Origin of the sequence: Paraburkholderia caffeinilytica, assembly GCF_003368325.1 — a bacterium.
GTDB classification, from domain to species: Bacteria; Pseudomonadota; Gammaproteobacteria; order Burkholderiales; family Burkholderiaceae; genus Paraburkholderia; species Paraburkholderia caffeinilytica.
In genome coordinates, this window is the sequence record NZ_CP031466.1 from 1589892 (window position 1) to 1612919 (window position 23028).

At 63.5% G+C, this 23028-nt stretch carries 18 protein-coding genes; 6 read left to right on the forward strand and 12 right to left on the reverse strand.

Going from position 1 to position 23028, the window contains the following annotated elements; all coding sequences use genetic code 11:
* Positions 1–62 precede the first annotated feature (62 nt).
* Positions 63–839: a maleate cis-trans isomerase family protein gene (locus DSC91_RS07100; protein WP_115777475.1), complete on the reverse strand. Its 777-nt coding sequence runs from the start codon at positions 837–839 to the stop codon at positions 63–65.
* Positions 836–2080 carry a D-amino acid dehydrogenase gene (locus tag DSC91_RS07105; RefSeq protein ID WP_115777476.1) on the reverse strand — a complete coding sequence of 415 codons (1245 nt, stop codon included), beginning with the start codon at positions 2078–2080 and terminating at the stop codon, positions 836–838. The genes DSC91_RS07100 and DSC91_RS07105 overlap by 4 nt, the downstream gene beginning before the upstream one ends.
* A gap of 338 nt (positions 2081–2418) precedes the next feature.
* Here DSC91_RS07105 and DSC91_RS07110 point away from each other — a divergent pair, with 338 nt between their 5' ends.
* From DSC91_RS07110 to DSC91_RS07125, 4 genes are read left to right on the forward strand one after another with little or no spacing between them, the layout of a single operon-like run.
* Positions 2419–3612 carry a branched-chain amino acid ABC transporter substrate-binding protein gene (locus DSC91_RS07110; RefSeq protein WP_115777477.1) on the forward strand — a complete coding sequence of 398 codons (1194 nt, stop codon included), beginning with the start codon at positions 2419–2421 and terminating at the stop codon, positions 3610–3612.
* A 25-nt stretch (positions 3613–3637) separates the two neighbouring features.
* A complete protein-coding gene (locus DSC91_RS07115) occupies positions 3638–4537 on the forward strand; it encodes a branched-chain amino acid ABC transporter permease (protein ID WP_115777478.1) in 900 nt (299 codons plus the stop codon).
* 4 nt (positions 4538–4541) lie between these two features.
* Positions 4542–6350 (forward strand): branched-chain amino acid ABC transporter ATP-binding protein/permease, encoded by a 1809-nt coding sequence (locus DSC91_RS07120; RefSeq protein ID WP_115777479.1) that lies wholly within the window; start codon positions 4542–4544, stop codon positions 6348–6350.
* The gene (locus DSC91_RS07125) at positions 6338–7069 is read left to right on the forward strand and encodes an ABC transporter ATP-binding protein (RefSeq protein WP_115777480.1); all 732 of its coding nucleotides are present in this window, start codon (positions 6338–6340) and stop codon (positions 7067–7069) included. The genes DSC91_RS07120 and DSC91_RS07125 overlap by 13 nt, the downstream gene beginning before the upstream one ends.
* A 78-nt stretch (positions 7070–7147) precedes the next feature.
* Here the strand turns inward: DSC91_RS07125 and DSC91_RS07130 are convergent, their stop codons facing one another.
* The 3 genes from DSC91_RS07130 to betC form a co-directional block, all read right to left on the reverse strand.
* The gene (locus DSC91_RS07130; protein WP_115777481.1) at positions 7148–8296 is read right to left on the reverse strand and encodes a porin; all 1149 of its coding nucleotides are present in this window, start codon (positions 8294–8296) and stop codon (positions 7148–7150) included.
* 315 nt (positions 8297–8611) lie between these two features.
* Positions 8612–9565 carry a choline ABC transporter substrate-binding protein gene (locus DSC91_RS07135; RefSeq protein ID WP_167470494.1) on the reverse strand — a complete coding sequence of 318 codons (954 nt, stop codon included), beginning with the start codon at positions 9563–9565 and terminating at the stop codon, positions 8612–8614.
* A 40-nt stretch (positions 9566–9605) separates the two neighbouring features.
* Positions 9606–11144 (reverse strand): choline-sulfatase, encoded by a 1539-nt coding sequence (gene betC, locus DSC91_RS07140; protein WP_115777482.1) that lies wholly within the window; start codon positions 11142–11144, stop codon positions 9606–9608.
* 151 nt (positions 11145–11295) lie between these two features.
* Here betC and DSC91_RS07145 point away from each other — a divergent pair, with 151 nt between their 5' ends.
* Together DSC91_RS07145 and purU are read left to right on the forward strand one after the other, a co-directional pair.
* Positions 11296–12222 carry a choline sulfate utilization transcriptional regulator gene (locus tag DSC91_RS07145; RefSeq protein ID WP_115777483.1) on the forward strand — a complete coding sequence of 309 codons (927 nt, stop codon included), beginning with the start codon at positions 11296–11298 and terminating at the stop codon, positions 12220–12222.
* A 177-nt stretch (positions 12223–12399) separates the two neighbouring features.
* Positions 12400–13275 (forward strand): formyltetrahydrofolate deformylase, encoded by an 876-nt coding sequence (purU, locus tag DSC91_RS07150; RefSeq protein WP_115777484.1) that lies wholly within the window; start codon positions 12400–12402, stop codon positions 13273–13275.
* A gap of 84 nt (positions 13276–13359) precedes the next feature.
* Here the strand turns inward: purU and DSC91_RS07155 are convergent, their stop codons facing one another.
* From DSC91_RS07155 to DSC91_RS07185, 7 genes are all read right to left on the reverse strand, one after another.
* Positions 13360–14217, reverse strand: a complete 858-nt coding sequence (locus DSC91_RS07155) for a glycine betaine ABC transporter substrate-binding protein (RefSeq protein WP_115777485.1) — start codon at positions 14215–14217, stop codon at positions 13360–13362.
* Between the two features lie 137 nt (positions 14218–14354).
* Complete coding sequence (locus DSC91_RS07160) at positions 14355–15614, reverse strand: FAD-binding oxidoreductase (RefSeq protein WP_373291955.1); 1260 nt, start codon at positions 15612–15614, stop codon at positions 14355–14357.
* Positions 15615–15647: 33 nt separating this feature from the next.
* Positions 15648–16958 (reverse strand): aromatic ring-hydroxylating oxygenase subunit alpha, encoded by a 1311-nt coding sequence (locus tag DSC91_RS07165; protein ID WP_115777486.1) that lies wholly within the window; start codon positions 16956–16958, stop codon positions 15648–15650.
* A gap of 73 nt (positions 16959–17031) precedes the next feature.
* Positions 17032–17823 (reverse strand): electron transfer flavoprotein subunit beta/FixA family protein, encoded by a 792-nt coding sequence (locus DSC91_RS07170; protein WP_115777487.1) that lies wholly within the window; start codon positions 17821–17823, stop codon positions 17032–17034.
* A complete protein-coding gene (locus tag DSC91_RS07175; protein WP_115777488.1) occupies positions 17820–18998 on the reverse strand; it encodes an electron transfer flavoprotein subunit alpha/FixB family protein in 1179 nt (392 codons plus the stop codon). The genes DSC91_RS07170 and DSC91_RS07175 overlap by 4 nt, the downstream gene beginning before the upstream one ends.
* Positions 18999–19002: 4 nt before the next feature.
* Entirely contained in the window at positions 19003–20916 is a 1914-nt protein-coding gene (locus DSC91_RS07180; RefSeq protein WP_115777489.1) for a (Fe-S)-binding protein, read from the reverse strand.
* 2 nt (positions 20917–20918) lie between these two features.
* Positions 20919–22982 carry an NADH:flavin oxidoreductase gene (locus DSC91_RS07185; protein WP_115777490.1) on the reverse strand — a complete coding sequence of 688 codons (2064 nt, stop codon included), beginning with the start codon at positions 22980–22982 and terminating at the stop codon, positions 20919–20921.
* Positions 22983–23028 lie beyond the last annotated feature (46 nt).

Sequence of the window (23028 nt, forward strand, 5' to 3'; positions counted from 1 at the left end):
TTGCCGGAGGCGTGGCGGATGCCCCAGCACGGCAATTCCGGCATCAAAACGCAATGCACCGGTCACAGCGCAAACAACGTCCCTCGCTGAGGTTCGCGGTCCGCCACGCCCGCGAGTCGCAACGCGTGCCAGGCCATGGCGAAGTTGCTCGATATCACCGGCTTGCCAAGCCTCGCTTCAAGTTCCGGAACGAGTTCGGCGATCCGCAAGCTCGTGCACGACACGAAAACGGCGTCCACGTCCGGGTGCAGGGCAAGGCGCTCGACCGCCGCTTGCAGGGACGCCGTGTCGATCCGCGCTACTTCGTTATCGTTTGCATGCTCGAACGACGCCACGCGTGTAATGCCGATGCCGCGCGCCTCGATATAGTCCCGCATAGTGTCGTTGATCGAACGCACGTAGGGCGTCAACAGGGCGGCGCGCCGGACACCCAGTGCGCGCAGCGCAGCAAGCGCCGCGGTAATCGGCGTGGTGCACGCGACGCCCGGACGCGCTTCGCGGATGCGCGCGAACACGTTTTCCTCGCCGATCACCATCGAGGCCGACGTGCAGCCGAACGCCACGACATCGATCCGTTCCGCCGGCCGAATCAGCGCGACCGCCGAAGCGATGCGCGCCTCCATTTCCGCGAGGCGCTCTGGCGTGATGTCCGGCGAGTTGAGCACGCGGCTCTCGTAGAAGGCCACGCCGTCCTGGGTCAGCAGCTTGCGCCACTCGTGCTCGATCGTATGATCGGTCGCGAGCACCACCAGTCCGATGGCGGCGCGCCGGCAGATGCCGTCGTCCAGCGCGAATTCGAGCCTGACGTAGGCATCGTCCTGCAGGGGAATCGTGCTCATGTCAGTGTCATCCCTGTCATGTCGAGTTCGGGCTCGCGGCCGGCCATGATGTCGGCCAGCAGTTTTGCGGTGCCGCACGACATCGTCCATCCCATGTGTCCGTGGCCCGTGTTCAGATACAGGTTGCGGTGACGCGTGCGGCCGATCAGCGGCGTCCCCTCGGGCGTCATCGGCCGCAGACCGGCCCAGTAGGACCCGCGGCTGTAGTCGGCGCCCTCAGGGAACAATTCGCGGGCCGCCTGCAGCATCTGCGTGAAATCGGCGGGCGTGTGGCGGGTGTCGTAGCCGGCGAACTCGGCGGTCGCGGTGAAGCGTAGCCGCTGGCCAAAACGCGCCCACGCCACGAGATTGTTTTCGTCGACACCGCCCAGTTCCGGCGGACGATGCCCGGGCCCGACCGGAAAGGTCGCGGAATAGCCCTTTACCGGGTACACCGGCAGCCGGTAGCCCAGACGGCGCGCCAGGATGGGCGACCAGGAACCGAGTGCTAGAACGAATTCGTCGCCTTGCACGAGTCCAGCCGGCGTGCGCACGCCAACGACCCGATCGCCGGACGCCTCGATCGCGCTAATGGCCGCGCCAAATTCGAAACGCACGCCGATGCGTTCGCACGCCGCCTTCAGCGCGCGGGTGAACAGATGCGCGTCGCCGCTTTCATCGGTTGGACAATAAATCGCGCCCGCGATCCTGTCGCGCGCATGCGCGAGCGCCGGTTCGCGCGCGGCGACCTGTTCGGCATCGAGTGTTTCGAGCGACAGCCCGTTGTCCGCGAGGATCGACATATTCTGCGTGCCTCGCGCGAAAGAGGCTTCGTCGCGATACAGGTACAACAGGCCGCGGCTGATGCGATCGTAGTGCAGGTGTTCGGCCGCGGTCAGTTGCTGCAATTGACTCTGTGCGTAGCGGCAGAGCTTCACCTTACGCGTGGTGTTCCGACGCGAACGCTCCGCCGTGCAGTTGCGCAGGAACTGAAAGCACCAGGCCCACATGTGAGGGTCCGCGTTGAGCTTGAGGCGCAACGCCTGCCCTTCGACGAAGAGCGATTTCAGCAGAATTTTCGGCGCTCGCGGAGAGGCCCACGTGTACGAATGTCCGGGCGCGACCAGACCGGCGTTGGCAAAGCTGGTTTCGAGCGCGACGCCGGGCTGGCGGTCGATCACTGTCACCTCCCGGCCGTCTCTCGCGAGGTACCAGGCGGCCGTGACGCCCGCAATTCCGCCTCCCAGCACAACGGTTTTCATGGCTTACTCCAGCCCCATGCAGGGCAGTCGACCGGAGTCGGCGCTTTCGCGTTACGCCGGTCCCATGCAAAGCCCCTGACCATTGATCAATATAACCTCGCCGGCGCCTTTTGTACGGTGTCCTATACGCGGATACCCTATACCAGCGAAAGATGCGGCGAGTTCTATCATGAAAAAACACGCTTTCATGGTAGCGCTGCGATGAGACCGCGAGTCGGGCCGTTGGACTGGCAGATTACAACTTGCATGCGACGTACGTTTCCATCCGTTTTCTGATGCCACCGGGATAGCCGTGTGGTGGATCGCTCCGATCCCTTTCACAATAAGGAGTTTCCAACATGATTGCTCAGACGAATGGCAGGCCGGCCGCGGGTCGCGTGCTGCGCCAGACGACAATCGCGGTATCCGCCGCGCTGGCCGTGCTCGCCGGCATGGCTTCCAGTCCGGCGCAAAGCCAGACCATAAAGATCGGTGTACCGGTACCGCTATCGGGCAGTTCCGCCAATGCCGGCACGGACATTCTCAACGGCGCCAAGCTGGCCGCCGCCAAGGTCAATGCGGCGGGCGGCGTGCTCGGCAAGCAGATCGAGCTGGTGCCCGAGGACGACGCCTGCGACGCGCAGACGGCCGTGCAGGCGGCACAGAAACTTGTCGACGCCGGCGTCGTTGCGGTGGCCGGCGGTTACTGCTCCAGCGCGGCGCTGCCGGAATTGACGACCTTTCATCGCGCCGGGATTCCCTACGTGCTGGACGCGTCGACCAATCCCAAGCTGACTGAGATGGGCTACGACCACGTGTTCCGCACGATTGGCCGTGACGACGAGCAAGGGCCGTTTGCAGCCAGTTTCATGAAAAATTCGCTACACGCGAAGCGTGCGGCCGTGATCAACGACAACACGACCTATGCCAAGGGTCTCGCCGACAACACCGTGGCCGCCTTGAAGAAAGACGGTGTCGAGGTCGTCTACGACGATGCGATCACGCCCGGTCAGATGGACTACTCGCCAACGCTCACCCATGTCGCCTCACTGAAGCCGGACGTGATCTACTACACCGGCTATTTCTCGGAGGCCGGCCTGCTCGTGAAGGAGGCGCGGCAACTGGGCCTGAAGATGACCTTGATGGGCGGCGACGGCACCAACGACCCAACGCTGATGAAAACAGCCGGTCCCGCGGCCAATGACATGATCATCACCACGGCGCCGCTGGCGCAGTTCCTGAGCGGCGCGCACAGCTTTGTCGATGACTATACGAAGGCTTATGGGCAAGGTCCGGGACCTTATTCGGTCTATGAATACGACGCCGTCGGCGTCACGGCCAAGGCGATCGCAGACGCGAAGTCGGCAACGCCCGCCGCGATCACGGCCGCCTTGCACAAGATTTCGAACTACCAGGGCGCGACCGGGACGATCGGCTTCAACCCGAAGGGGGACCGCAGCGTGGCGGTGTACATCACCATCATCGTTCGGGGCGACAATTTCGCGCCCTACCAGAAGCAGGATGCCGCGGGACACTGGATGGCGATGAAATAGGCCCTGTCGCGGCGCGCGCCCCGCCATGAGCAACTTCTTCCAGTTCGTCATCGAAGGGCTGACGATCGGCTCGTTCTATGCCCTCGTCGCCCTCGGCTACACGATGGTCTACGGGATCATCCGGCTGATCAACTTCGCTCACGGCGATCTGTTCATGGTGGGCGCGTTCATCGGCTGGACCGGCTTGACGGTGCTTGCCGCGGCGCACCTGCCGCTCGCGTTGGCGTTGCTGATCGCCTTTGTGGCCGCGATGGCCGTCACCGGCGCACTCGGTCTCGCCATCGAGCGAGTGGCCTACCAGCCGCTGTTGCGCGCACCGCGGCTGTCCATTCTGATCACCGCGCTCGGCGTTTCGCTGGCGCTGGAAAACGGCGTGCTGCTGCTTTACGGCGCCGGCTTCAACACGTATCCCCATGTGCTCACCCAGGCCGGACTCGAATTCGAGGGCGTGCAGATCACGTTCGCGCAGGTCAGCATCATCGCCGCCAGTTTTGCGTTGATGCTCGCATTGTATTTTTTCGTTCACCGTACCTTCGTCGGCACGGCGATGCGCGCGCTCGCGATCGATCAGGACGCGGCGCGCCTGATGGGTATCGACGTCGAGCGGCTGATCCAGCTAACCTTCTTCCTCGGCTCGGCGCTGGCTGCCGTGGCCGGCGTCATGGAAGGGCTCTACTACACCCAGATCAATTTCTTCATGGGCTTCGTGCTGGGCCTGCGCGCCTTCACCGCTGCAGTGCTCGGCGGCATCGGCAATATTCCGGGCGCCATGGCGGGCGGCATCCTGATCGGCCTGCTGGAATCCTTTAGCGCGGGCTACGTCTCATCGCGGTGGACCGATGTGCTCGTGTTCGGCGTCCTGATTGCCGTGCTCGTGATCAAACCGACCGGTTTGTTCGGTGAGCGCGTGGTCGAGAGAATGTAGCGCCATGAGCGCCATGCTCGGGTCATTGCGCCGATCGCGCCCTGCCGGCGTCGCGCTTCTTGCCGCTGCCGTGGCGCTACCCGCTGTCGCCAGCAACTATATCGTCGATGTCGGCCTGACCATCGCCACCTATTCGATCCTGGGCCTCGGGCTGAATATCGTGGTCGGGTATGCCGGTTTGCTCGATCTGGGCTATGCGGCCTTCTTCGCCATCGGCGCGTACACGACGGCGCTGCTGGAAACGCTGCTGCACTTCTCGTTCTGGGAAACGCTGCCGTTCAGCCTGGTGTTTGCCGGTGCTTCCGGCATCGTCATCGGCTACCCTACCCTGCGCCTGCGCAGCGACTATCTGGCCATCGTCACGCTCGGGTTCGGCGAGATCACGCGCATCGTTGCCACCAATCTCAACATCACGGGCGGTCCGAACGGCATCTACGGCATCGCCAGCCCAAGCCTGTTCGGCTATGAAATCAGCTCGCCGGCCGCGGTCTACGAACTGGGCATCGCATTCCTCGTGCTAGTGCTGGTGTTTGCGGTCCGGCTTGGCCAATCCCGGCTCGGACGCGCGTGGACCAGCATCCGCGAGGATGAGGCGGCGGCCGAGGCCGTCGGCGTGCCGACGTTGCGCGTCAAGATGCTGGCGTACATCCTCGGCGCATTGATCGGCGGTTTCGCCGGCAGCCTGTTCGCCGCGCGCTTCGGCACCATCGACCCGACCGGCTTCACTTATCTGCAGTCCGTGACGATCCTGATCGTCGTCGTGCTCGGCGGCCGGGGCAGCATTCCGGGTGTGATACTCGGCGCCGTCATCGTCGCCGGCCTGCCCGAGGTGCTGCGTTTTCTCAACCTTTGGCGCATCTTCGGTTTCGCCATCGGGCTCGTGATCCTGATGCTGCTCAGACCGCAAGGCCTATGGCCGGCGCCGCTGCGCCGGGTGGCGCCGCCGCGCGACGATACCGGTGCGCCGGAAGCCCTTCCGCCCCGGGACACGATCGCCGATGAAATCCTGCTCGAGGTGCGCAACATGCAGCGCCGCTTCGGCGGCGTGCAGGCGGTCGGCGGTATCAGCTTCACCGTGCGCAACGGCGAAATCCTTAGCCTGATCGGCCCCAACGGTGCGGGCAAGACGACGGTGTTCAACTGCCTCACGGGTGTGATCCGCCCGACCGGCGGCCAGGTGCTTTGGCGCGGCGCCTCGCTGGCCGGCGGCGCGCCGCATCGCATCGTCCACGCCGGGATGGCGCGGACCTTCCAGGGCATCCGCCTGTTTGCCAACATGACGGCCTTCGAGAACGTGCTGATCGGCATGGATCATCGCCTCCATACGCCGCTCGTCGCCGAATTGCTTGCGTTGCCCTCCGCTCGCGCCGAGGAAGCCGATCACGCAACGGAAGGCCTGCGCTGGCTCAGTTTCGTCGGACTCGCGGCACGCGCGGGCGAACGCGCGGCCGACCTGCCCTACGGCGATCAGCGCCGGCTGGAGATCGCCCGCGCCCTCGCCAGCAACCCGCACCTGCTGCTGCTGGACGAACCGGCAGCGGGGATGAACCCGACCGAGAAGCACGCGCTGATGGAACTGATCCGGCGTATCCGGGATTCCGGCGTGACGGTGCTGCTGATCGAACACGACATGATGCTGGTGATGAGCGTGTCGGACCGGATCATCGTCATGGACCATGGCGTCATCATCGCCGAGGGAACGCCATCCGACATCCAGGCCGATCCGCGGGTGATCGACGCCTACCTCGGCACGGCCGAGGCCGACGAAGCAGCCGACGATACGGCCGGGGAGAAATCGCTGTGGGACTCCTAGAAATACACGATCTGCACGTGAGCTACGGGAACGTGGAGGTTCTGCATGGCATCTCGCTCGACGTCGGAGAGGGCGAGATCGTGGCCTTGCTCGGCAGCAACGGGGCGGGGAAAACCACGACGCTGCGCGCCATTTCCGGTCTGATTCGCCCTCGCGCGGGACAGATCGTGATGGCCGGGCACACGCTGACCGGCTTGCGCGCCCACCAGATCGTGGCGTTGGGTCTCGGTCATGTACCGGAAGGCCGCCGTATGTTCGGGGCGCTGACCGTGGAGGAAAATCTGCGGCTTGGCGGCTATCTGATCCGGCGCGACAGCGCGGTACTGGAGCAGCGAATAAAGGACGTTTACCAGACTTTTTCGCGGCTCGGCGAGCGGCGCAGCCAGCTGGCGGGGACGCTGAGCGGCGGCGAGCAACAGATGCTGGCGATCGCCCGCGCGCTGATGCTGCGGCCTCGCATCATCGTGCTCGACGAACCCTCCATGGGGCTCGCGCCGAAGCTGGTCCGGGCGATTTTCGGCATGATCGCCGACATCTGCAAGGAAGGCACGTCGATCCTGCTTGTCGAGCAGAACGCTCGCCAGGCGCTGCGCATCGCGCAGCGGGCCTACGTGCTGGAAAGCGGCCGCATCGCCCTCGCCGGCCCCGCTCACGAATTGGCACAGGACAACCGGGTTCGTGCCGCTTATCTGGGCGGCAGTGCTGCCGTCACGGAGTGATGCCGGCCCGGATGGCTTGTCGCATCGAGGTCCGCAGTGCAGGGCCGGCACTCGAGTGCCGGCCCCACCTCGGCTACGTCAGAACGAATGCCGCATCCCGATCCGCACATCGGATTGCGTATTCGACGTCGACGGTGTGAAGCTATAGCCGATCACCGCATCCACGCCGCTCGACGCGCGCAGATAGTCGCCGGAAATATACACATCGGTCCGCTTGGACAACAGGTAGTGCAGCCCGAGCGAGCCCTGGTTCCAGTGATTGCCTTCGAAGCTCGTGTGCTGATAGCCGCCGTACAGCGACAGCGCAGGCGTGAAGTTATACGATGCGCCTCCTTCGTACACCTGCATGTGCGAGGTCTGCCCGAAGCCCTTGATCGTCGTGTAGGTGAAGTCGCCGGTGAGCATCAGGTCGCCGATCGTATAGGCCGCGCCGATCGCGAACGCGCCTTGCTTGTCCACCGGGAATGCCGACGAGCTATACAGATCGGTCACCGCGCCAGTCGTCGCATCGACGGAGACGGTCGGCTGCCCGAGGAAGGTGCGCGTGCCGATCATCGCATACGGGTCGAACGCATAGATGCCGTACGGATTGTTCAATTGCGTATACGCCACGCCCATGTTGAACGGACCGTGGTCGTAATGCGCGCCCACGCTCCATGCGCTCTTCTCATGGAAGTTGCCCGCGGTGTTGCCGAACGAGTACATGCCGCCGAAGGTGAAGCCCGCAAAATCGTTCGACAGGAACTTCACCGAGTTCGGCAGACGGTCGCCGTTCATCCGGTCGAAGTCGCCCTGGTGAATCGCGTAGCCGCTCGCCCATGCGGAGATGTTGTACAGAAAGACGAACTCTTCGGTCATGTCGAGCTGGTTGCCGAACGAGAAAGTCCCCCACGAGTTCTTGATGCCGACATAAGCCTGGCGTCCGAATTCAGCACCGCCGAATCCCAGTTGCCCATTGCCCAGGTGAAAACCCGATTCGAGCACGAAGACCGCTTGCAGGCCGCCGCCGAGATCTTCCACGCCTTTGAAGCCGATCCGGTTGCCGTACGAAATGCCGTCGTCGAATTTGTACTGGTGCGCGCCACCGGCATTGTTCACATAGGTGATGCCGGCGTCCAGAATCCCGTACAGGGTGACGCTGCTTTGCGCATGGGCCACCGTCGGCGCACATACCGCGCTTGCCGCGAGGGCGAGTCCCGAAAGACTAACGGCACTTTTCTTCTTCATCTAATTATCCCCTGCTCTTTGCCTGCGTATTTCGTTGAATAAAGCGATCCCTGCTGCGTGTTGTCTTCCAACGCGCGGCGCTTCTCGCATGACGGGCAGTTCGAAATCGGCTGAGACTGATTGAAGCTCAATTGCGCTGACCTGGCCGGCTAGAACCGACTCGGCCGGCCAGGCTGATTGAAGCTATCGGCGCGGCATACGATCATCTGCATGCCTGCATCGACGGGTCAAGAATAAGTGTCCAGATTTAGGAGGATTCGACCGGATGCGACATGAATCTGTCGAGCAGCGACCTGATAGCCGGCGATGCCGCCGTTATTTCACACCGAGTGCGGTTTGCACTGCTTGCAGGCCGTTGGCGCCGCCGGCGGTGTTCACGCCGTCGAGCCATGACTTCAGCAACTCGGGGTGGCGCTTGAGCGCTTCGGTGGCGGCCGCATCGACGCCGGCCTTTTTCTCCAGCACCTCGGTGATCACGCCGTTCTCCAGATCGACATTGAACGTGAGTTGCCGGAACAGGCGGCCGACATTCGGACACTGCTCGGCGTACCCGCTGCGCGCAACCGTATTGACCGTGGCGCCGCCATAGTTCGGCCCGAAGTACCTGTCGCCGCCATCGAGGTAAGTCAGCTTGAACTTCGTGTTCATCAGATGCGGCTCCCACGCCAGAAACACGATCCATTTCTTCTCGCGCACCGCGCGGTCGACCTGCGTGAGCATGCCCGTCTCGCTCGATTCGACGAGCTTCCAGCCGCCGAGTCCATAGGCCTTGTCGTCGACCATTTTCTTGATGTTCTGATTGGCCGGCGCACCCGGTTCGATGCCATAGATCTTGCTGTCGAACTTGTCGGCGTTCTTCGCGAGGTCCGCGAACGAATGCACGCCGGCCGCCGCCACGTAGTCGGGCACCGCGAGCGTGAACTTTGCGTTGCTCAGATTCGGGTGCACGACTTCGATCGACTTTTCATCCTCGAACGGCTTGACGACTGGCGCTTGCGCCGGCATCCAGTTACCGAGAAACACGTCGATCTGCCCTTTCTTCAGGCCTTGATAAGTAATCGGCACCGACAGGTTCGCCACGTTCTGATGGTAGCCGAGCGCCTTCAGCAGCACGCCGGTCATTGCATTGGTCGCGTCGATGTCGGTCCAGCCTGGCCCCGCCATGTTGACCTGCGTACAGGACTGCGGTTCGGCGGCTGCGGCGAAGGTGGTCGCCGCACACAACAGCGCAACGCCGGATACCGCCTGTTTGAAGAGCTTTTTCATCATGTCGGCTTCCTGTAGGTGGATTGAATCGTAAGCGGGGAGATCAACGCGCGACTGCGGGAAAACGCGCCATCGCTTCGAGCGTGTCGAGGTCGATGTGATTGCGCATGTAGCGCTGGCTCGCATCGACATGCGGTTGCCAGTCCCATGACGCGACCGTGCCCTGCGTCGTGGCTTCGAAATGGAAGCGGCGGCGGCGCTGGCTTCTCAGTATTTCGTCGTGCAGCGCGGCGAGGTTCCAGCGCCGGGCGATCTCCTCGCGAAATGCCGCAACCTGTGAAGCATGGTCGGCACGCGCTGCGAGGTTGTTGCGTTCCAACGGGTCCGCGGCCACGTCGTAGAGCTGATCGGGATCGGCCGGTGTGTGAATGAACTTGAAGCGCCCGCGACGCAGCATCACAATCGGCGCCATAGCGCCTTCGGCGAGGTATTCGCCGATCGCTTGATCGTGGCCGCCCTGGGTTCCACGGAGATGAGGTATGAGGCTTTGACCGTCGGGCGAATCCGGCCAGGCCGTTGGCTGTTCGCCGCGCGCCAATTCCACTAGCGTGGGCAGCAGATCGAGATGCGAGACCGACTCGTGCACACGACGCGCGTCGAACCGCTGCGGCGCGTGAACGATCAACGGTACGCGGCAACCGCCTTCGAAGAACGTCATCTTGTACCAGAGCCCGCGTTCGCCGAGCATCTCACCATGGTCGGACGTCACCACGATAACGGTATCTTTCGCGAGCCCCGATTGTTCGAGCGCCTCGAGGATCGCGCCGAACTGGTCGTCGACGTAGGAGATCGCGCCGTAGTAAGCGCGCCGTGCGTTGCGGATCTGCTGGTCGGTCGGCGGCGTGCGGTCGGTTTCGCAAACGTGGCGCAAGCGCCTGGAATGCGGATCGGCTTCTGCGAGCGAATCGCGATACGCGGGCATCGCGATATCTTCATCCGCATACATGTCCCAGTACTTCTGCGCAATCGCGTACGGGTCATGCGGATGCGTTAGCGAGGCGACCATGCAGAACGGCCGTGCATCCTTGCCGGCATGCCGCTCGCGCGCGATATCGAAGAGCTTCTGGCGCGTGGTGAACGTGACTTCATCGTCGAAGTCCAGTTGGTTCGTGCGCACGCACGGACCCGCGTCGATCACCGAACTCATGTTGTGATACCACGATGGGCGCGTTTCGACATCGTCCCAGTTCGGCGTCCAACCGAAATCGGCGGGATAAATGTCGGTGGTGAGCCGCTCTTCGAATCCGTGCAATTGATCCGCGCCGCAGAAATGCATTTTGCCGGACAGTATCGTGCGATACCCTTCGGCGCGAAGATAGTGCGCGAATGTCAGCGTTTGCGACGGAAATTCCGCTGCATTGTCATAAGCGCCGATCGCGGACGGCAGTTTTCCCGACAAAAAAGAAAAGCGTGACGGCGCGCACAGCGGACTGGCGCAATATGCCGAGTCGAATACGACGCCCTGTTTCGCGAGGCGATCGAGATTGGGGGTTTTCGTTAGACGATGTCCGTATGCAGCGAGCGCAAACGGCGTCATCTGGTCGGCCATCAGAATAACGATATTCTGCTTCGTGTCATGCATTGGAGCGCGCCTCGAATAGAATCGCAGATAGGGGTGCGGGTGTCGTTGCAAGCGGGATAACCAGTGTGCCGGTCCCGCATGAACACCACTATTGCCGTCCAATTCGCCACTGTGAAGACGGCAAATCGTTATGTGCCTATAAGGGGGGCTTATGCCGAGGCAGGATCGCTTGCCGCCTATGCAGGCGTTGACGATGTTCGAATCCGCGGCGCGTCTCGCGAGCTTCACGGCGGCCGCACGCGAACTGGGTTCGACGCAGCCGGCGGTCAGTCAACGCGTGGTGCAACTCGAGGAAGCGCTGGGCGCACCGCTGTTCGAGCGCGGCCATCGTGGCGTCACGCTGACGGAAGACGGCGTGCGCCTCTTCGAAGCCGTGCGCAATGCCCTCGACACGATCCGCCTCGCCACCGCCGAAATCCGCGCTCGGCGCACGCCGCAAACCCTCACGCTCTCCACCGATTTCGGTTTCGCGACCTACTGGCTGATGCCGCGCCTGTCGCAGTTCAAGGCGCTGATGCCCGACGTCGACGTCAAGATCATCACGTCGCAGAACGTCTTCGACCCGGCGCGCGATCCCTCGCACGATCAGGCTGACATTGTGATTGCGTTCGGCGATGAAGATGCCGACTGGGCCGCGCGAGGCGCGCTCAAGTTATTTCCCGAACGTGTCACGCCGGTGTGCAGCCCGGCTTTTCTCGACGCGCATCCGCAATTGCGCACGCCGTCCGATCTGTTGAACTTGCCGCTGCTGCATCTCGAACCCACCCAGCCGGCACGCTGGCTCTCATGGGCCGACTGGTTCACGGCGCAGGGTCTCGATGCACCCGCCGCGCATCGCGGCATCACGTTCAACAGTTTTACGCTCGTGGCCCACGCGGCGATCATGGGCCAGGGCGTCGCGCTCGGCTGGGCGCCACTGGTGGACGAGCTGCTCGCCACCGGGCAGCTCGTCGAGCCGTTCGACACGCCGGTGGTCACCGAACGCGGCTACCTGCTCGTCACGCAGCGCGCGGCGGCACCGGTGGTCAATGCCTTCCGCCAATGGCTGCTCGGCGAATGCGGGCTCGACGCCGAATGAATACCGCACGCTGTCGAGGCTGCCCAAAGCGCTCCATCGCCCGCCCCAGCCTCACCTGACGCTCCCATTCCAGCGTCACGGCGGTTAGCTTCTATCCTCGTGCCCCGCCGATTTGCTCTACTGCGACGATGCATGCCGCGCCCCGCGGCGTGGCCCTATTGCCTAAGTGGAGAGCACATGTCCGCCGATTCCCGTCCCGATCAACTGGTTCTCACCGTCGCGTGTCCGAGCGCGGCGGGCCAGGTTGCCGCCGTCGTCGGCTTTCTCGACCGGCATCATTGCTATATCGACGAACTGACCGTTTTCGACGACGACCTCAGCGAGCGCTTCTTCGTACGCTGCGTGTTTCATGGCGTCGACGCCCAGGAGACCCTGCACATCGCGGCACTCAAGCGCGAATTCGAATCGATCGCCGAGCGCTTTCAGATGACGTGGGCGATGCATGACGTCGGCACGCGGCCGAAGGTGTTGATCATGGTGTCGAAACTCGAACACTGTCTCGCCGATCTGTTGTTCCGCTGGCGCATGGGTGAGTTGAAGATGGATATTGTCGGCATCGCATCGAACCATCGCGATCTCGAACCGCTCGCGCAACAGCACGGCTTGCCGTTCCATCATCTACCGATCAGCGCCGACACGAAACCGCAACAGGAGGCGCGCTTGCTCGATCTGTTCGAGACGTCAGGTGCCGAGCTGATGATTCTTGCGCGCTACATGCAGATTCTTTCCGGCGAAACGAGCCGTGCGCTCGCGGCCCGCGCGATCAATATCCACCATTCGTTTCTGCCCGGCTTCAAAGGCGCCAAGCCTTATCACCAGGCGCATGCGCGCGGCGTGAAACTGATCGGTGCAACGGCGCACTTCGTCACCGACGATCTCGACGAAGGTCCGATCATCGAGCAGGTCGTGGAGCGGGTCGATCACTCGTACAGCCCGGAGCGGCTGCTTGCGACGGGACGCGACGTCGAATGCATCACGCTGGCGCGGGCCGTGAAGGCGTTTATCGAGCGCCGGGTGTTTATCAACGGCGATCGCACCGTCGTGCTGCAATAAAAAAAACGCCGCGGGAAAAAGCGGCGTTTTCTGCAGAAGTTGCCGCTCAAAACAAGCGGCAACTCATTCACGCGAAGCACGAAGTCACTTCACCCAGCTATCCACGCGATCCCCGTGCGCACTGATCCACGCATCGGCAGCGGCCGTCGGCTTCTCGCCGTTTTGCGTCGCCAGCATCACGCTGTCGATCTCGCCCGGCTTCCATTGAAACTTCTTGAGGAACGCGACGACCGGCGGCGCCTTCGTGGCCAGTTCGGGATTCACCACGCTATCCACGTGCTCCGCTTCGCCGAACACTTTCTTCGGATCCTCGAGGAATTTGAGCTTGTACTTCGCGAACATCCAGTGCGGTTTCCAGCCGGTCACGATGATCGGCTTGCTCGCTGCTTCCGAACGGGCCAGTTCCGCGGTCATCGCGCTGCCCGAGCTCGGCATCAACTGATAGTCGAGCCCATAGGCCTTGATCGCCTCGCTGGTCTTCTGCATCACGCCCGCGCCGGCATCGATGCCAACGATACGCGAGCCGAACTCCGCCTTCTTCGCTTCCAGATCGCCCACGCTCTTCACGTCAACGTTATCCGGCACGATCAGGCCGATCTTCGCATCGTTGAAGTTGGGTCCCAGATCGACAACCTTATCCTTGAAGTTGTTCCAGTACGCGCCATGCGTGACCGGCAGCCACGCGGACAGCGTCGCGTCGAGGTCGCCGCGCGCCACGCCTTGCCACATCACGCCGGCCGCGACCGGCACGAGCTGCACCTGATAGCCGAGGCGCTTCTCGATCACGCGCGCAGCGACGTTGGAAGTCGCAACGCTGTCGTCCCACCCTTCCACGTAGCCAATCTTGATCGTCGGCTTGGTATCGGCCGACACACTCACGCTGCCCGCCGCCAGCGCCGCACTCAACGCGCTCAACATCAACATCTTTTTGACCAGTCTCATCGCCACTCTCCCGTTCGCCGTCCAAACTACCCATTGAGCATTTAGAATCGCCAACCAGAATTGCCGGGTAGCGTCGTTTTCCGACATCCAGTTGTCCGCAGACGACCTCAGCCGCGAGTCAGGGTCCCGCTCTTGTCTTACTTATCGACGACGAGATCGCTCAACGGCTTGCTGCAGCACAGCAGCACCATGCCCTGATCGATTTCGCGCTGACGAATTCCGCCCGCATGTTTCATGGCGACTTCGCCGGACACCAGCTTCACCTTGCAGGTGCCGCACATGCCCTGCGTGCACGAGGCGGCAAGGCGCACGCCGGCCTTCTTCGCCGCGTCGAGTACATGCTGGCCGCTGCCACATTCGATCTCGCGGTTGCTTTTGGCAAAGCTCACCTTGAACTTCGTCTCCGTCTCCAGCGGCACCTGCGCGGGAGCGAATCCAGCCGCATGCTCACGCGCTTCGACAAAGCTCTCGGCGGTGGCTGTCGGCGCCTGCAACGCGTCGGCGACATGCGCGGTCGTCAATTGCGCGGCCACTTCGCTGATCGTCTCGAACGAGAAGCTTTCCTCGTGATAGTGGCTGCGATCGAAGCCGCCTTCATCCAGCAAATTTCGGACTGCCTGCATGTAGGGCGCCGGACCGCAGGTGAAAATCTCGCGCTCGAGAAAATCCGGCGCGATGAGTTTGAGCAGCGGCAAGGTCAGAAAGCCGGTGACGCCATGCCAATTGCGCCGCGCACCGAGCCGCTCGCAGACGAACGCGGTGCGGAAATTGGCCTGATTCGACGCAATCAGATCCAGTTCGCGAGCAAAGATGATGTCGTCCGGCGTGCGCGCGCTGTGCACGAATACGATGTCGCTATCCTCGCCGAGTTCGTGATGCGCGCGGCTCATCGACATCAATGGCGTCACGCCCGAACCCGCCGACAGGAACAGAAATTTACGCGCCGGATGCCGCGCACAGGTGAACTCGCCGGACGGCCCCAGCACGCGAACCTGCATACCCGCGTGCAGATTGTCGTGCAGCCAGTTCGAGACCTTACCGCCGGGCACGCGCTTCACCGTGATGGAAATCGTGTGCGGACGCGTGGGCGGCGAGGAGATCGTATAGCAGCGATTCACCGCCTCACCGTCGATCTCCAGCTCCAGCGTGATGAACTGTCCCGGCTCGAACACGAACGCCCGCTCGGACGGCGCGCGAAAGAAAAAGCTCTTGACGTCGTGCGTTTCCTGACGGACCTGGCAGCACACCAGCGTCTCGTCGGTATCGCTATTCCAGCGCGCCGGCAACGTCTCCCAGAACCGCGGCTGCGTGACCCGGCTCAAAGTCCTGGGCCCCAAAGCCTCCCGGTTCGGGGCCGGCTCGGGGCTGAGCTGAAGCGTCGCCTGATCGCGCATCATTATTTTCTCCCGCTCCTGGTTGCGGTATGGCGCTCAGCGCACGAAAGACACGACTTTTTCGTCGTGCGAAACCGGCGCATCGCCGGCGTCATGGGTTTGGGGCGTATCGCTGTACTCCGCGATACGGCCGATGTACCACTCGCAGAATTTTTCGACGAGGCCTTCGGTGTACGGCGAATACGGACCCGGCTCGTAGGCGCTGCTGGTCGCGCCGCGCTGCGAGTACTCCACCAACGCACGATCCTGGTCATTGGTGGCGCGCCACACGGCCGTCAGATTGTTCACGTCGTAATCGATGCCTTCGCGTGCATCCTTGTGGACGAGCCACTTGGTGCGCACCAGCGTTTTGCCCGCCGACAACGGAATCACCGAAAAGCTGACGATATGGTCGCTCATGAAGTGATGCCACGAATTCGGCTGCGTCCAGAACGAGAGGCCCCCGAGATCGGCCTGCTCGAAACCGCCGAGCAGCTTCTTCGACGCCACCTTCGCGTCCATGGTCTGCGATTCGCCGTCGCGATCGAGCGGCAGGCGTTGCGTGCGGAAACCCGTGACCAGATCGGCCAGACGGTCGATTTCCGCCGAAGGCAGATTCATCGCCTCCCATTGCGCGGTACGGCGCGCCACGGTCTCCTCGAACGCGGCCATGCCTTCTTCGTTGGCAGGCGTGCGCTGATAGCCGAAGCCGTATTCGTATAGCGAAATCGTCAGCTCGGGATGGTTCGCGACGCAGTGGTAGCACTCGCGATTGTTTTCCATCGTGAGCTTCCAGTTGCCCTCTTCGATGATGTCGATCGACGCCGCGACCTTGCAGCCGGCAAGGTCGTGCGGCAACAGATACGGTTCCATCGCGGCGCGCAACACGGCAAAGTCGGCCGGCGGTTCGTCCGCGAGACAGATGAAGATCAGGCCCGCGAGATTCTGCAGGTGCACCGATTTGAGGCTGTGCTTGCAGCGGTCGAACTGGTCGCCCATATGCTCGGCGAACATCAGATCGCCGTTCAGGTTGTAGGTCCAGCTGTGATACGGGCAGACGATATTGCCCAGCGAACCCTTGTCCGTATTGCACAAACGCGAGCCACGATGGCGGCAAACGTTATGGAACGCCCGCACCTGCATGTCGTCGTCGCGTACGATCAGAATCGAATCGTTGCCGATCTCCACCGTGATGTAGTCGCCCGGCTCCGGCACATCCGGTTCCACCGCGACCTGAATCCAGTGCTTGCGGAAAATCGCCTCCATGTCGAGCGCGAAAATTTCATCGCCCGTATAGAACGGCGCTTCCAGTGTGTGATTCTTCTTGCGGCGTTCGATCATTGCGCGAACGTCTGCCGAAACTTTCATTGTGTGCTCCGTTGCATGTCACGTCTGGCGCCGCGCCAGGCCCTCCTGGTCGCATGCTGGCCCGAACCGGAAATCAGTAATCCACGAGTTGATGCTCGCGCAAATACGCGAGGATCACTTGTGCTTTTTCGACGGAACTCCCTTCAATTACGACGCTGCCGCCGCGGCTTTCGGTCGTCGTCGCCGAGAGCATGCGGGCATGGCCCGAGCGCTTTTCGGCAGCGGCGAGGCGCACCGGTTTGGCGCTCGCGGGACGGATCGTCCAGGCGAGGTCGTCGGGGTTGGCGGCATCAGGACGCCCGGACGCGCCTGTCGCGACCGTCCGGATCGTGCCTTCGCGCAACCTTGCATAGGCGTAGCTCGGCGCCGTGTTGGCCATCGGATGGACGGCAATCAACGCCGGCAAACGCACTTCAACGCGGCGGCGCAGGCCCTTCGGCATGAATTGCCGGACTTCGGCGCAGCCGTCGCGAATCGTCAGATCGACGGCCGCGCCGACCAGCGGCAGATCCAGCGCGTTGGCAACGCGATATGGCAGCATGCCGCTGTCGAAGGCGCCTTCGGCGCGCGTGCCGGTCAATACCAGGTCGTAGCCTTGCAGACGTGTGGCGAGCGGTGCGATCGCATCGCCTCCCCATTCAGGCGTTGCCGGCACGTCCAGCACCTCGACGGTGCGCGCGCCGAGCGCGAGATACTCCTTCAGCGCCGGATTCGATGGATCGCCCGCGTGCAACACGTCAAGTGTCGCGCCGTGCGTCTTGGCGAGCGAGAGCGCGATCGTCAACGCGGCAGCGTCGTTGCGGCTGTAGCGCGCCGTGCCGCTGACCGGGTGCCGCCCCACGGAAACCAGTACGGCGATTTTCATGCAAGCGCTCCTTCGGCAACGGCGGTTGAATTCAATAACGTCGCACCCGTGCCGCGCGCCGTGCGCGCAGCCGCCGCGGCTTCGTTCAGCGCCGCGATGGTTTCCTGCGCGTCGGCGATAACGGTCAGATTCGCGCGTTTGGCGATCGGCGCGCTGGCGTCGAGATTCACGGCGATCACGTGCCGGCAATCCTTGATGCCCTGCAGATGCTGAACCGCGCCGGAAATGCCGAACGCGATATAGACGCTTGCTTCGACGGTCTTGCCGGTGGCGCCGATCTGCTTGTCGCGGCTAAATTTGCCGTCGTCCACGGCGACGCGGCTCGCGCCGATCGCGGCGCCTAAGGTGCCTGCAAGACGCTCGAACGCCGGCACATCGCTCACGCCATTGCCTGCCGAGACGATGAAATCCGCCTCTTCGAGCGCGAGCTGCGCGGCGTCGATTTCCTCGATGCCCAGATCGCGCACGATGCTTCTGGACGCTGCCGGTTCGCCGTCGAAACGCCACACCACGCGCTCACCCGCGCCGACAAACGGCAACTTCGGATCGACCGCATTCGGTGCAAGCAACACGACCTCAGGCAGAGCGCGCGAGGCGAACGCCGTATTCGTCTGGATATAAGCCGCGACATGGGTCGCATCGATCTCGACGACATGCGTCGCGACGCTCGCGTTCGCGGCGGCCGCATAACGGCGGCCGAGGTCGCCGTCGCCGGTCGCGTTGTCGGGCAGGAGAATGTGCGCCGGGGCGTAGGCCGCGACGCACGCGGCCAGTGCGTTCAGTTCGTCCATCGGCGCGAAAACGCGGCGGTCGAACATCGGCAACTCGATCAGCTTGTCGGCGCCGAGCGCGGCGGCGTCGCCGCTGAACTCGCCGAACACGAGCAGCACGACTTCGGTTGCGGCGTCGGCGATCAATGCGGCGGCGGCCAGAGTCTGGCGCGCGTGGTCATCCAGCGCGCCGCGATCCGCGTGAGCGGCTACCAGCAAGACACGCTGTGGCGTAGCCGTCGTGCGGCGCGGTTTCGCGTGCTCGCGATGCGCCGACGCCGTCGCGCCATGCGCCGCGAGTTCCGTCGAGCCCGCCACACCCGTCATGCCGAGCGTAATGCGCTTGAGGCCGTCCGCCGTGATCGTGAACGGCCGGCGCGGATCGATTCGTTTGTGAGTGTTCATCGCATTACTCCAGCGCTGCGGCAACCAGCTCGGCGACGTCCAGCACTTCCGGACGCGGGCCGACCACGCCTTCGAGCATCGCCGTGCAATTCGGGCACCCCACCGCGACGATCTCCGCGTTGATCGCACGGGCGTCGTCGATGCGGATATCCGGAATGCGCCGCTTGCCCGGAATGTCCGTCAACGGCGCACCGCCACCGCCGCCGCAGCAGCGTCCGCGCAACCCATTGCGCTCCATCTCGACCACCTTGATGCCGATGGTCTTCAGCAAACGGCGCGGCGCTTCCGTCTCACCGTTATAGCGGCCCAGATAGCACGGGTCGTGATACGTGATCTTGCGGTCCGCGAACGCGGCGACCGCTTTCGGCGACAGCTTGCCGCTCGATACCAGCTCTTCGATCAGCGCCGTGTGATGCTGAACCTCGTAGAAACCGCCGAGTGCGCGATATTCGTTGCGCAGGCTGTGCAGCACATGCGGATCGGCTGTAACGATCTTGCGGAACGAATACTGCGAGAGCGTGCCGATCAGTCTGGTCGCGAGTTGCTGGAAGGTCGCTTCGTCGCCGAGACGCCGTGCGGTGTCGCCGGTATCGGTCTCGACGCCGCCGAGCACCGCGTAGTCGATTCCCGCGCGGTTCAACACCTTGACGAGCGCCCGTAGCGTACGCTGATAGCGCATGTCGAACGCGCCTTCGCCGGCGATCAACAGCACGTCCACGGGACGCCCCGGTTGCGCGACCTGCACTTGCAGATCGACGGCCCAGTCGTAACGCGCGCCGATATCGTAGCCGTTCGAGCTGCCCGTCTCGCGCAGATTGGCGAGCGTGACCGGGCCTTTGCCGGGCACGGCGCCTTCGACCAGCGTCTGGTTGCGGCGCATATCCACGATCGCATCGACGTGCTCGATCAGCATCGGGCATTCCTGCACGCAGGCGCGGCAGGTGGTGCACGACCACAGCGTGTCCGCTTCGATCAGGCTCGACACAAGCGGCTTGTCCGGCGCGCCGCCGTGTTTGCCGACCGGAATGCCGGGCGTCGGGCTGCCGGCATAGGCCTCATCCGTGCCGCCGACCATGCCCGTGACGAGATCCTGAATCAGCTTCTTCGGATTGAGCGGCTGCCCGGCCGCAAACGCGGGGCACGCCGCTTCGCACTTGCCGCACTGCACGCAGGCGTCGAAGCTCAGCAACTGGTTCCAGCGAAACTCGACCGGCTTGCCGACGCCGTATTCCTTCGCGTCTAGCACCGGCGCCTTCAGCGCGGTCGGCGGCACGACATCGTTGTCGTTGCGCTCGGCAAAGCGCTCCTGGCGCGGATGAAACGCGAGGTGCAGCAGGCCGGCCAGCGCATGCTTCATCGGACCGCCGCGAGCCGCGCCGAACGTCATCGTGAATGCGCCCGCCGCGATCAGCAACGCGACGACGATAGCCAGCGCACCCGACATCGCCGCAGCAGGCAGCGCGATGAACAGCGCCAAACCGAGCGCGAACGAGCCGAGCAGCAGCGGCAGATGATCCCACGGTCCACGCGAAAGGCGCGCCGGCACCGCCTTCGCGCCATGGCGCCGGCGCCAGACGAACACCGCGCCGACCAGCATCACCAGCGCGGCCAGAAAGATCAGCTTGTCGAGCCACGGCGAGTAGATGGCGAGACCGTAGTTGACGAACACCAGCGCCATCGCAAGGATCGCCCCGCCCGCCGTCGCGACGTGCGTCTTCGCGATGTACGGGTCACGCGCAACCACGTGGTGCAGGTCGACGAAATAGCGCTTGGGAATCGCCAGCAGATTGGTCCAGCCGTACGCACCCGCCGCCGTGGCGCGGCCTTCGCGCCAATACGCAGCGCGCCTGGCGAGCGCGAACGCGAGACCCGCCACCGACAACCACAGCAGGACGGTGATGACAAACACGGGGCTCATCGTCAGAAATCCTTGCAAAGGCGCAGCGCGTCGTAAATCGCGCCGTGAATGTTGTGCATGGAAATGCAGTCGCCGACGCGGAACAGCAGGAAGCGGCCGTTACCGAGTTCTTCGCTCAACGACGGTTGCGGCTCGGACGCGAAAAGCTTATGCACGTCCACCTGGCCGCGATTCACCGACTCGGGCTTGAGCGCCCAGTAGAGCTGGTCGTTCGGCGTGCTGCCGTTCTCGATCACCACCTGATCGACCGCGCGTTCTTCCTGCTCTTCCGTGTACTCGTTGCGGATCACGGCGATCTTCTTGCCGTCTTCCTCGTACACCTTGTCGAGCCAGTAGTTCGGCGTGTGAATCACGCCTTGCGCGTAAAGGCGTCGATAGAAGATCGGGAACGTGGTGCCGCCGACGTCGTCGGCAACTTTCACGTCAGGCGTCACGATCTCGACGTTCGAGCCGCGACTCGACATGAAATCCGCGACACCCGCGCCGGCGTGCGTGCTGACGCCGTCATACACCAGCACGTTCTTGCCCGGCTCGACCTTGCCCGACAGCACATCCCATGAACTGACCGCGAGCCCCTCCTCGACGCCCCACGCCGCCACCTGCGACGTGAACGATGAACCGCCCGTGGCCAGCACGACGATGTCCGGCTTCTCGGCCATGATGGTTTTCTCGTCGGCCGCGACACCGAGACGGCGGTCGACGCCGAGGCGCTTCGTTTCCATATCGAACCAGCGCACGATGCCCGCCATCTGCTCGCGTTGCGGCGCTTTCGCGGCCAGCATGATCTGACCGCCGACGTAGTCGTTCTTCTCGAACAGCACCACGTCATGGCCGCGCGACTTCGCCACGCGCGCCGCTTCCAGCCCGGCCGGACCGGCGCCGACCACGACCACCTTGCGCTTCGGTCCACGCGTCTTCGCGATCACGTGCGGCATGGTTTCTTCGCGCGATGTTGCCGCGTTCTGCACGCACAGCACGTCCAGCCCGTTGTACTGCCGATCGATACAGTAATTCGCGCCGACGCATTGCTTGATCTCGTCCTCGCGACCGTCGCGAATCTTGATGACCATATGCGGATCGGCGATCTGCGCGCGCGTCATGCCGACCAGATCGACCATGCCGCTCGCGAGCAGACGTTCCGCCTGGCCCGCATCGCGAATGCTCTGCGCATGCATCACCGGCAGCTTCACCACCGACTTGATCCCGGCCGCGAGGTGCACGAACGGTTCAGGCGGCAGCGCCATCGGCGGCATGCAGTTCGCCAGCGTGTTGTGGGTGTCCGCGCCGGAACCGATCACGCCGAGGTAATCGATCAGGCCGGTTTCGCTCATCGCCTGGGCGATCTCTTTCAGTTGTTCGTGGTCGAGGCCGTCCTCATGGAACTCGTCGCCGCACATCCGCAGACCGACGCAGAAATCCGCGCCCACCGCTTCGCGCACCGCCTTCAACACTTCCGTGCCGAAACGCAGACGGTTTTCGAGCGAGCCGCCCCATTCGTCGGTGCGGAAATTCGTGCGCGGACTCCAGAACTGATCGATCAGATGCTGGTGAGCCGCGGAAATCTCGATGCCGTCCATGCCGGCATCCTTCACACGCTTCGCGGCCGCCGCAAAGTCCGTGATGATGCGGCGAATCTCTTCCACCTCGATGATCTTCGCATTGCCGCGGTGCACCGGTTCGCGCACACCAGACGGCGACATCAGATGCGGCCAGTGCTCGCCATGAAACGCCGAGCGGCGGCCCATGTGCGTGGCCTGAATCATGATCTTCGCGCCGTGCTGATGCATCGCTTCGGCCAGTCGCGCAAGCGGATCGATGATCTTGTCGGTCGAAAGATTCACCGACTTCCACCAGCCTTGCGGGCTGTCGATCGACACCGGGCTCGAGCCGCCGCACACGGCGAGGCCGACGCCGCCCTTGGCCTTCTCTTCGTAGTAACGGATATAACGGTCGCCGGGCAGACCACCCGGTTCCGCATACACCTCCGCGTGCGCGGTGCTGACGATACGGTTGCGCAACGTCAGCTTGTTCAGCGTGAGAGGCTTGAAAAGGTTCGGGTAACGCATCGCGATCGACCTCGGAATAGATTGCTGTGTGCGGCTTGGGTACGTT

Bases quoted from the DNA above. Each gene is read 5' to 3' on its own strand.
- DSC91_RS07100 (WP_115777475.1), bottom strand. From the start codon at position 839: ATGAGCACGATTCCCCTGCAGGACGATGCCTACGTCAGGCTCGAATTC.
- DSC91_RS07105 (WP_115777476.1), bottom strand. From the start codon at position 2,080: ATGAAAACCGTTGTGCTGGGAGGCGGAATTGCGGGCGTCACGGCCGCC.
- DSC91_RS07110 (WP_115777477.1), top strand. From the start codon at position 2,419: ATGATTGCTCAGACGAATGGCAGGCCGGCCGCGGGTCGCGTGCTGCGC.
- DSC91_RS07115 (WP_115777478.1), top strand. From the start codon at position 3,638: ATGAGCAACTTCTTCCAGTTCGTCATCGAAGGGCTGACGATCGGCTCG.
- DSC91_RS07120 (WP_115777479.1), top strand. From the start codon at position 4,542: ATGAGCGCCATGCTCGGGTCATTGCGCCGATCGCGCCCTGCCGGCGTC.
- DSC91_RS07130 (WP_115777481.1), bottom strand. From the start codon at position 8,296: ATGAAGAAGAAAAGTGCCGTTAGTCTTTCGGGACTCGCCCTCGCGGCA.
- DSC91_RS07135 (WP_167470494.1), bottom strand. From the start codon at position 9,565: ATGATGAAAAAGCTCTTCAAACAGGCGGTATCCGGCGTTGCGCTGTTG.
- betC (WP_115777482.1), bottom strand. From the start codon at position 11,144: ATGCATGACACGAAGCAGAATATCGTTATTCTGATGGCCGACCAGATG.
- DSC91_RS07145 (WP_115777483.1), top strand. From the start codon at position 11,296: ATGCCGAGGCAGGATCGCTTGCCGCCTATGCAGGCGTTGACGATGTTC.
- purU (WP_115777484.1), top strand. From the start codon at position 12,400: ATGTCCGCCGATTCCCGTCCCGATCAACTGGTTCTCACCGTCGCGTGT.
- DSC91_RS07155 (WP_115777485.1), bottom strand. From the start codon at position 14,217: ATGAGACTGGTCAAAAAGATGTTGATGTTGAGCGCGTTGAGTGCGGCG.
- DSC91_RS07160 (WP_373291955.1), bottom strand. From the start codon at position 15,614: ATGATGCGCGATCAGGCGACGCTTCAGCTCAGCCCCGAGCCGGCCCCG.
- DSC91_RS07165 (WP_115777486.1), bottom strand. From the start codon at position 16,958: ATGAAAGTTTCGGCAGACGTTCGCGCAATGATCGAACGCCGCAAGAAG.
- DSC91_RS07170 (WP_115777487.1), bottom strand. From the start codon at position 17,823: ATGAAAATCGCCGTACTGGTTTCCGTGGGGCGGCACCCGGTCAGCGGC.
- DSC91_RS07175 (WP_115777488.1), bottom strand. From the start codon at position 18,998: ATGAACACTCACAAACGAATCGATCCGCGCCGGCCGTTCACGATCACG.
- DSC91_RS07180 (WP_115777489.1), bottom strand. From the start codon at position 20,916: ATGAGCCCCGTGTTTGTCATCACCGTCCTGCTGTGGTTGTCGGTGGCG.
- DSC91_RS07185 (WP_115777490.1), bottom strand. From the start codon at position 22,982: ATGCGTTACCCGAACCTTTTCAAGCCTCTCACGCTGAACAAGCTGACG.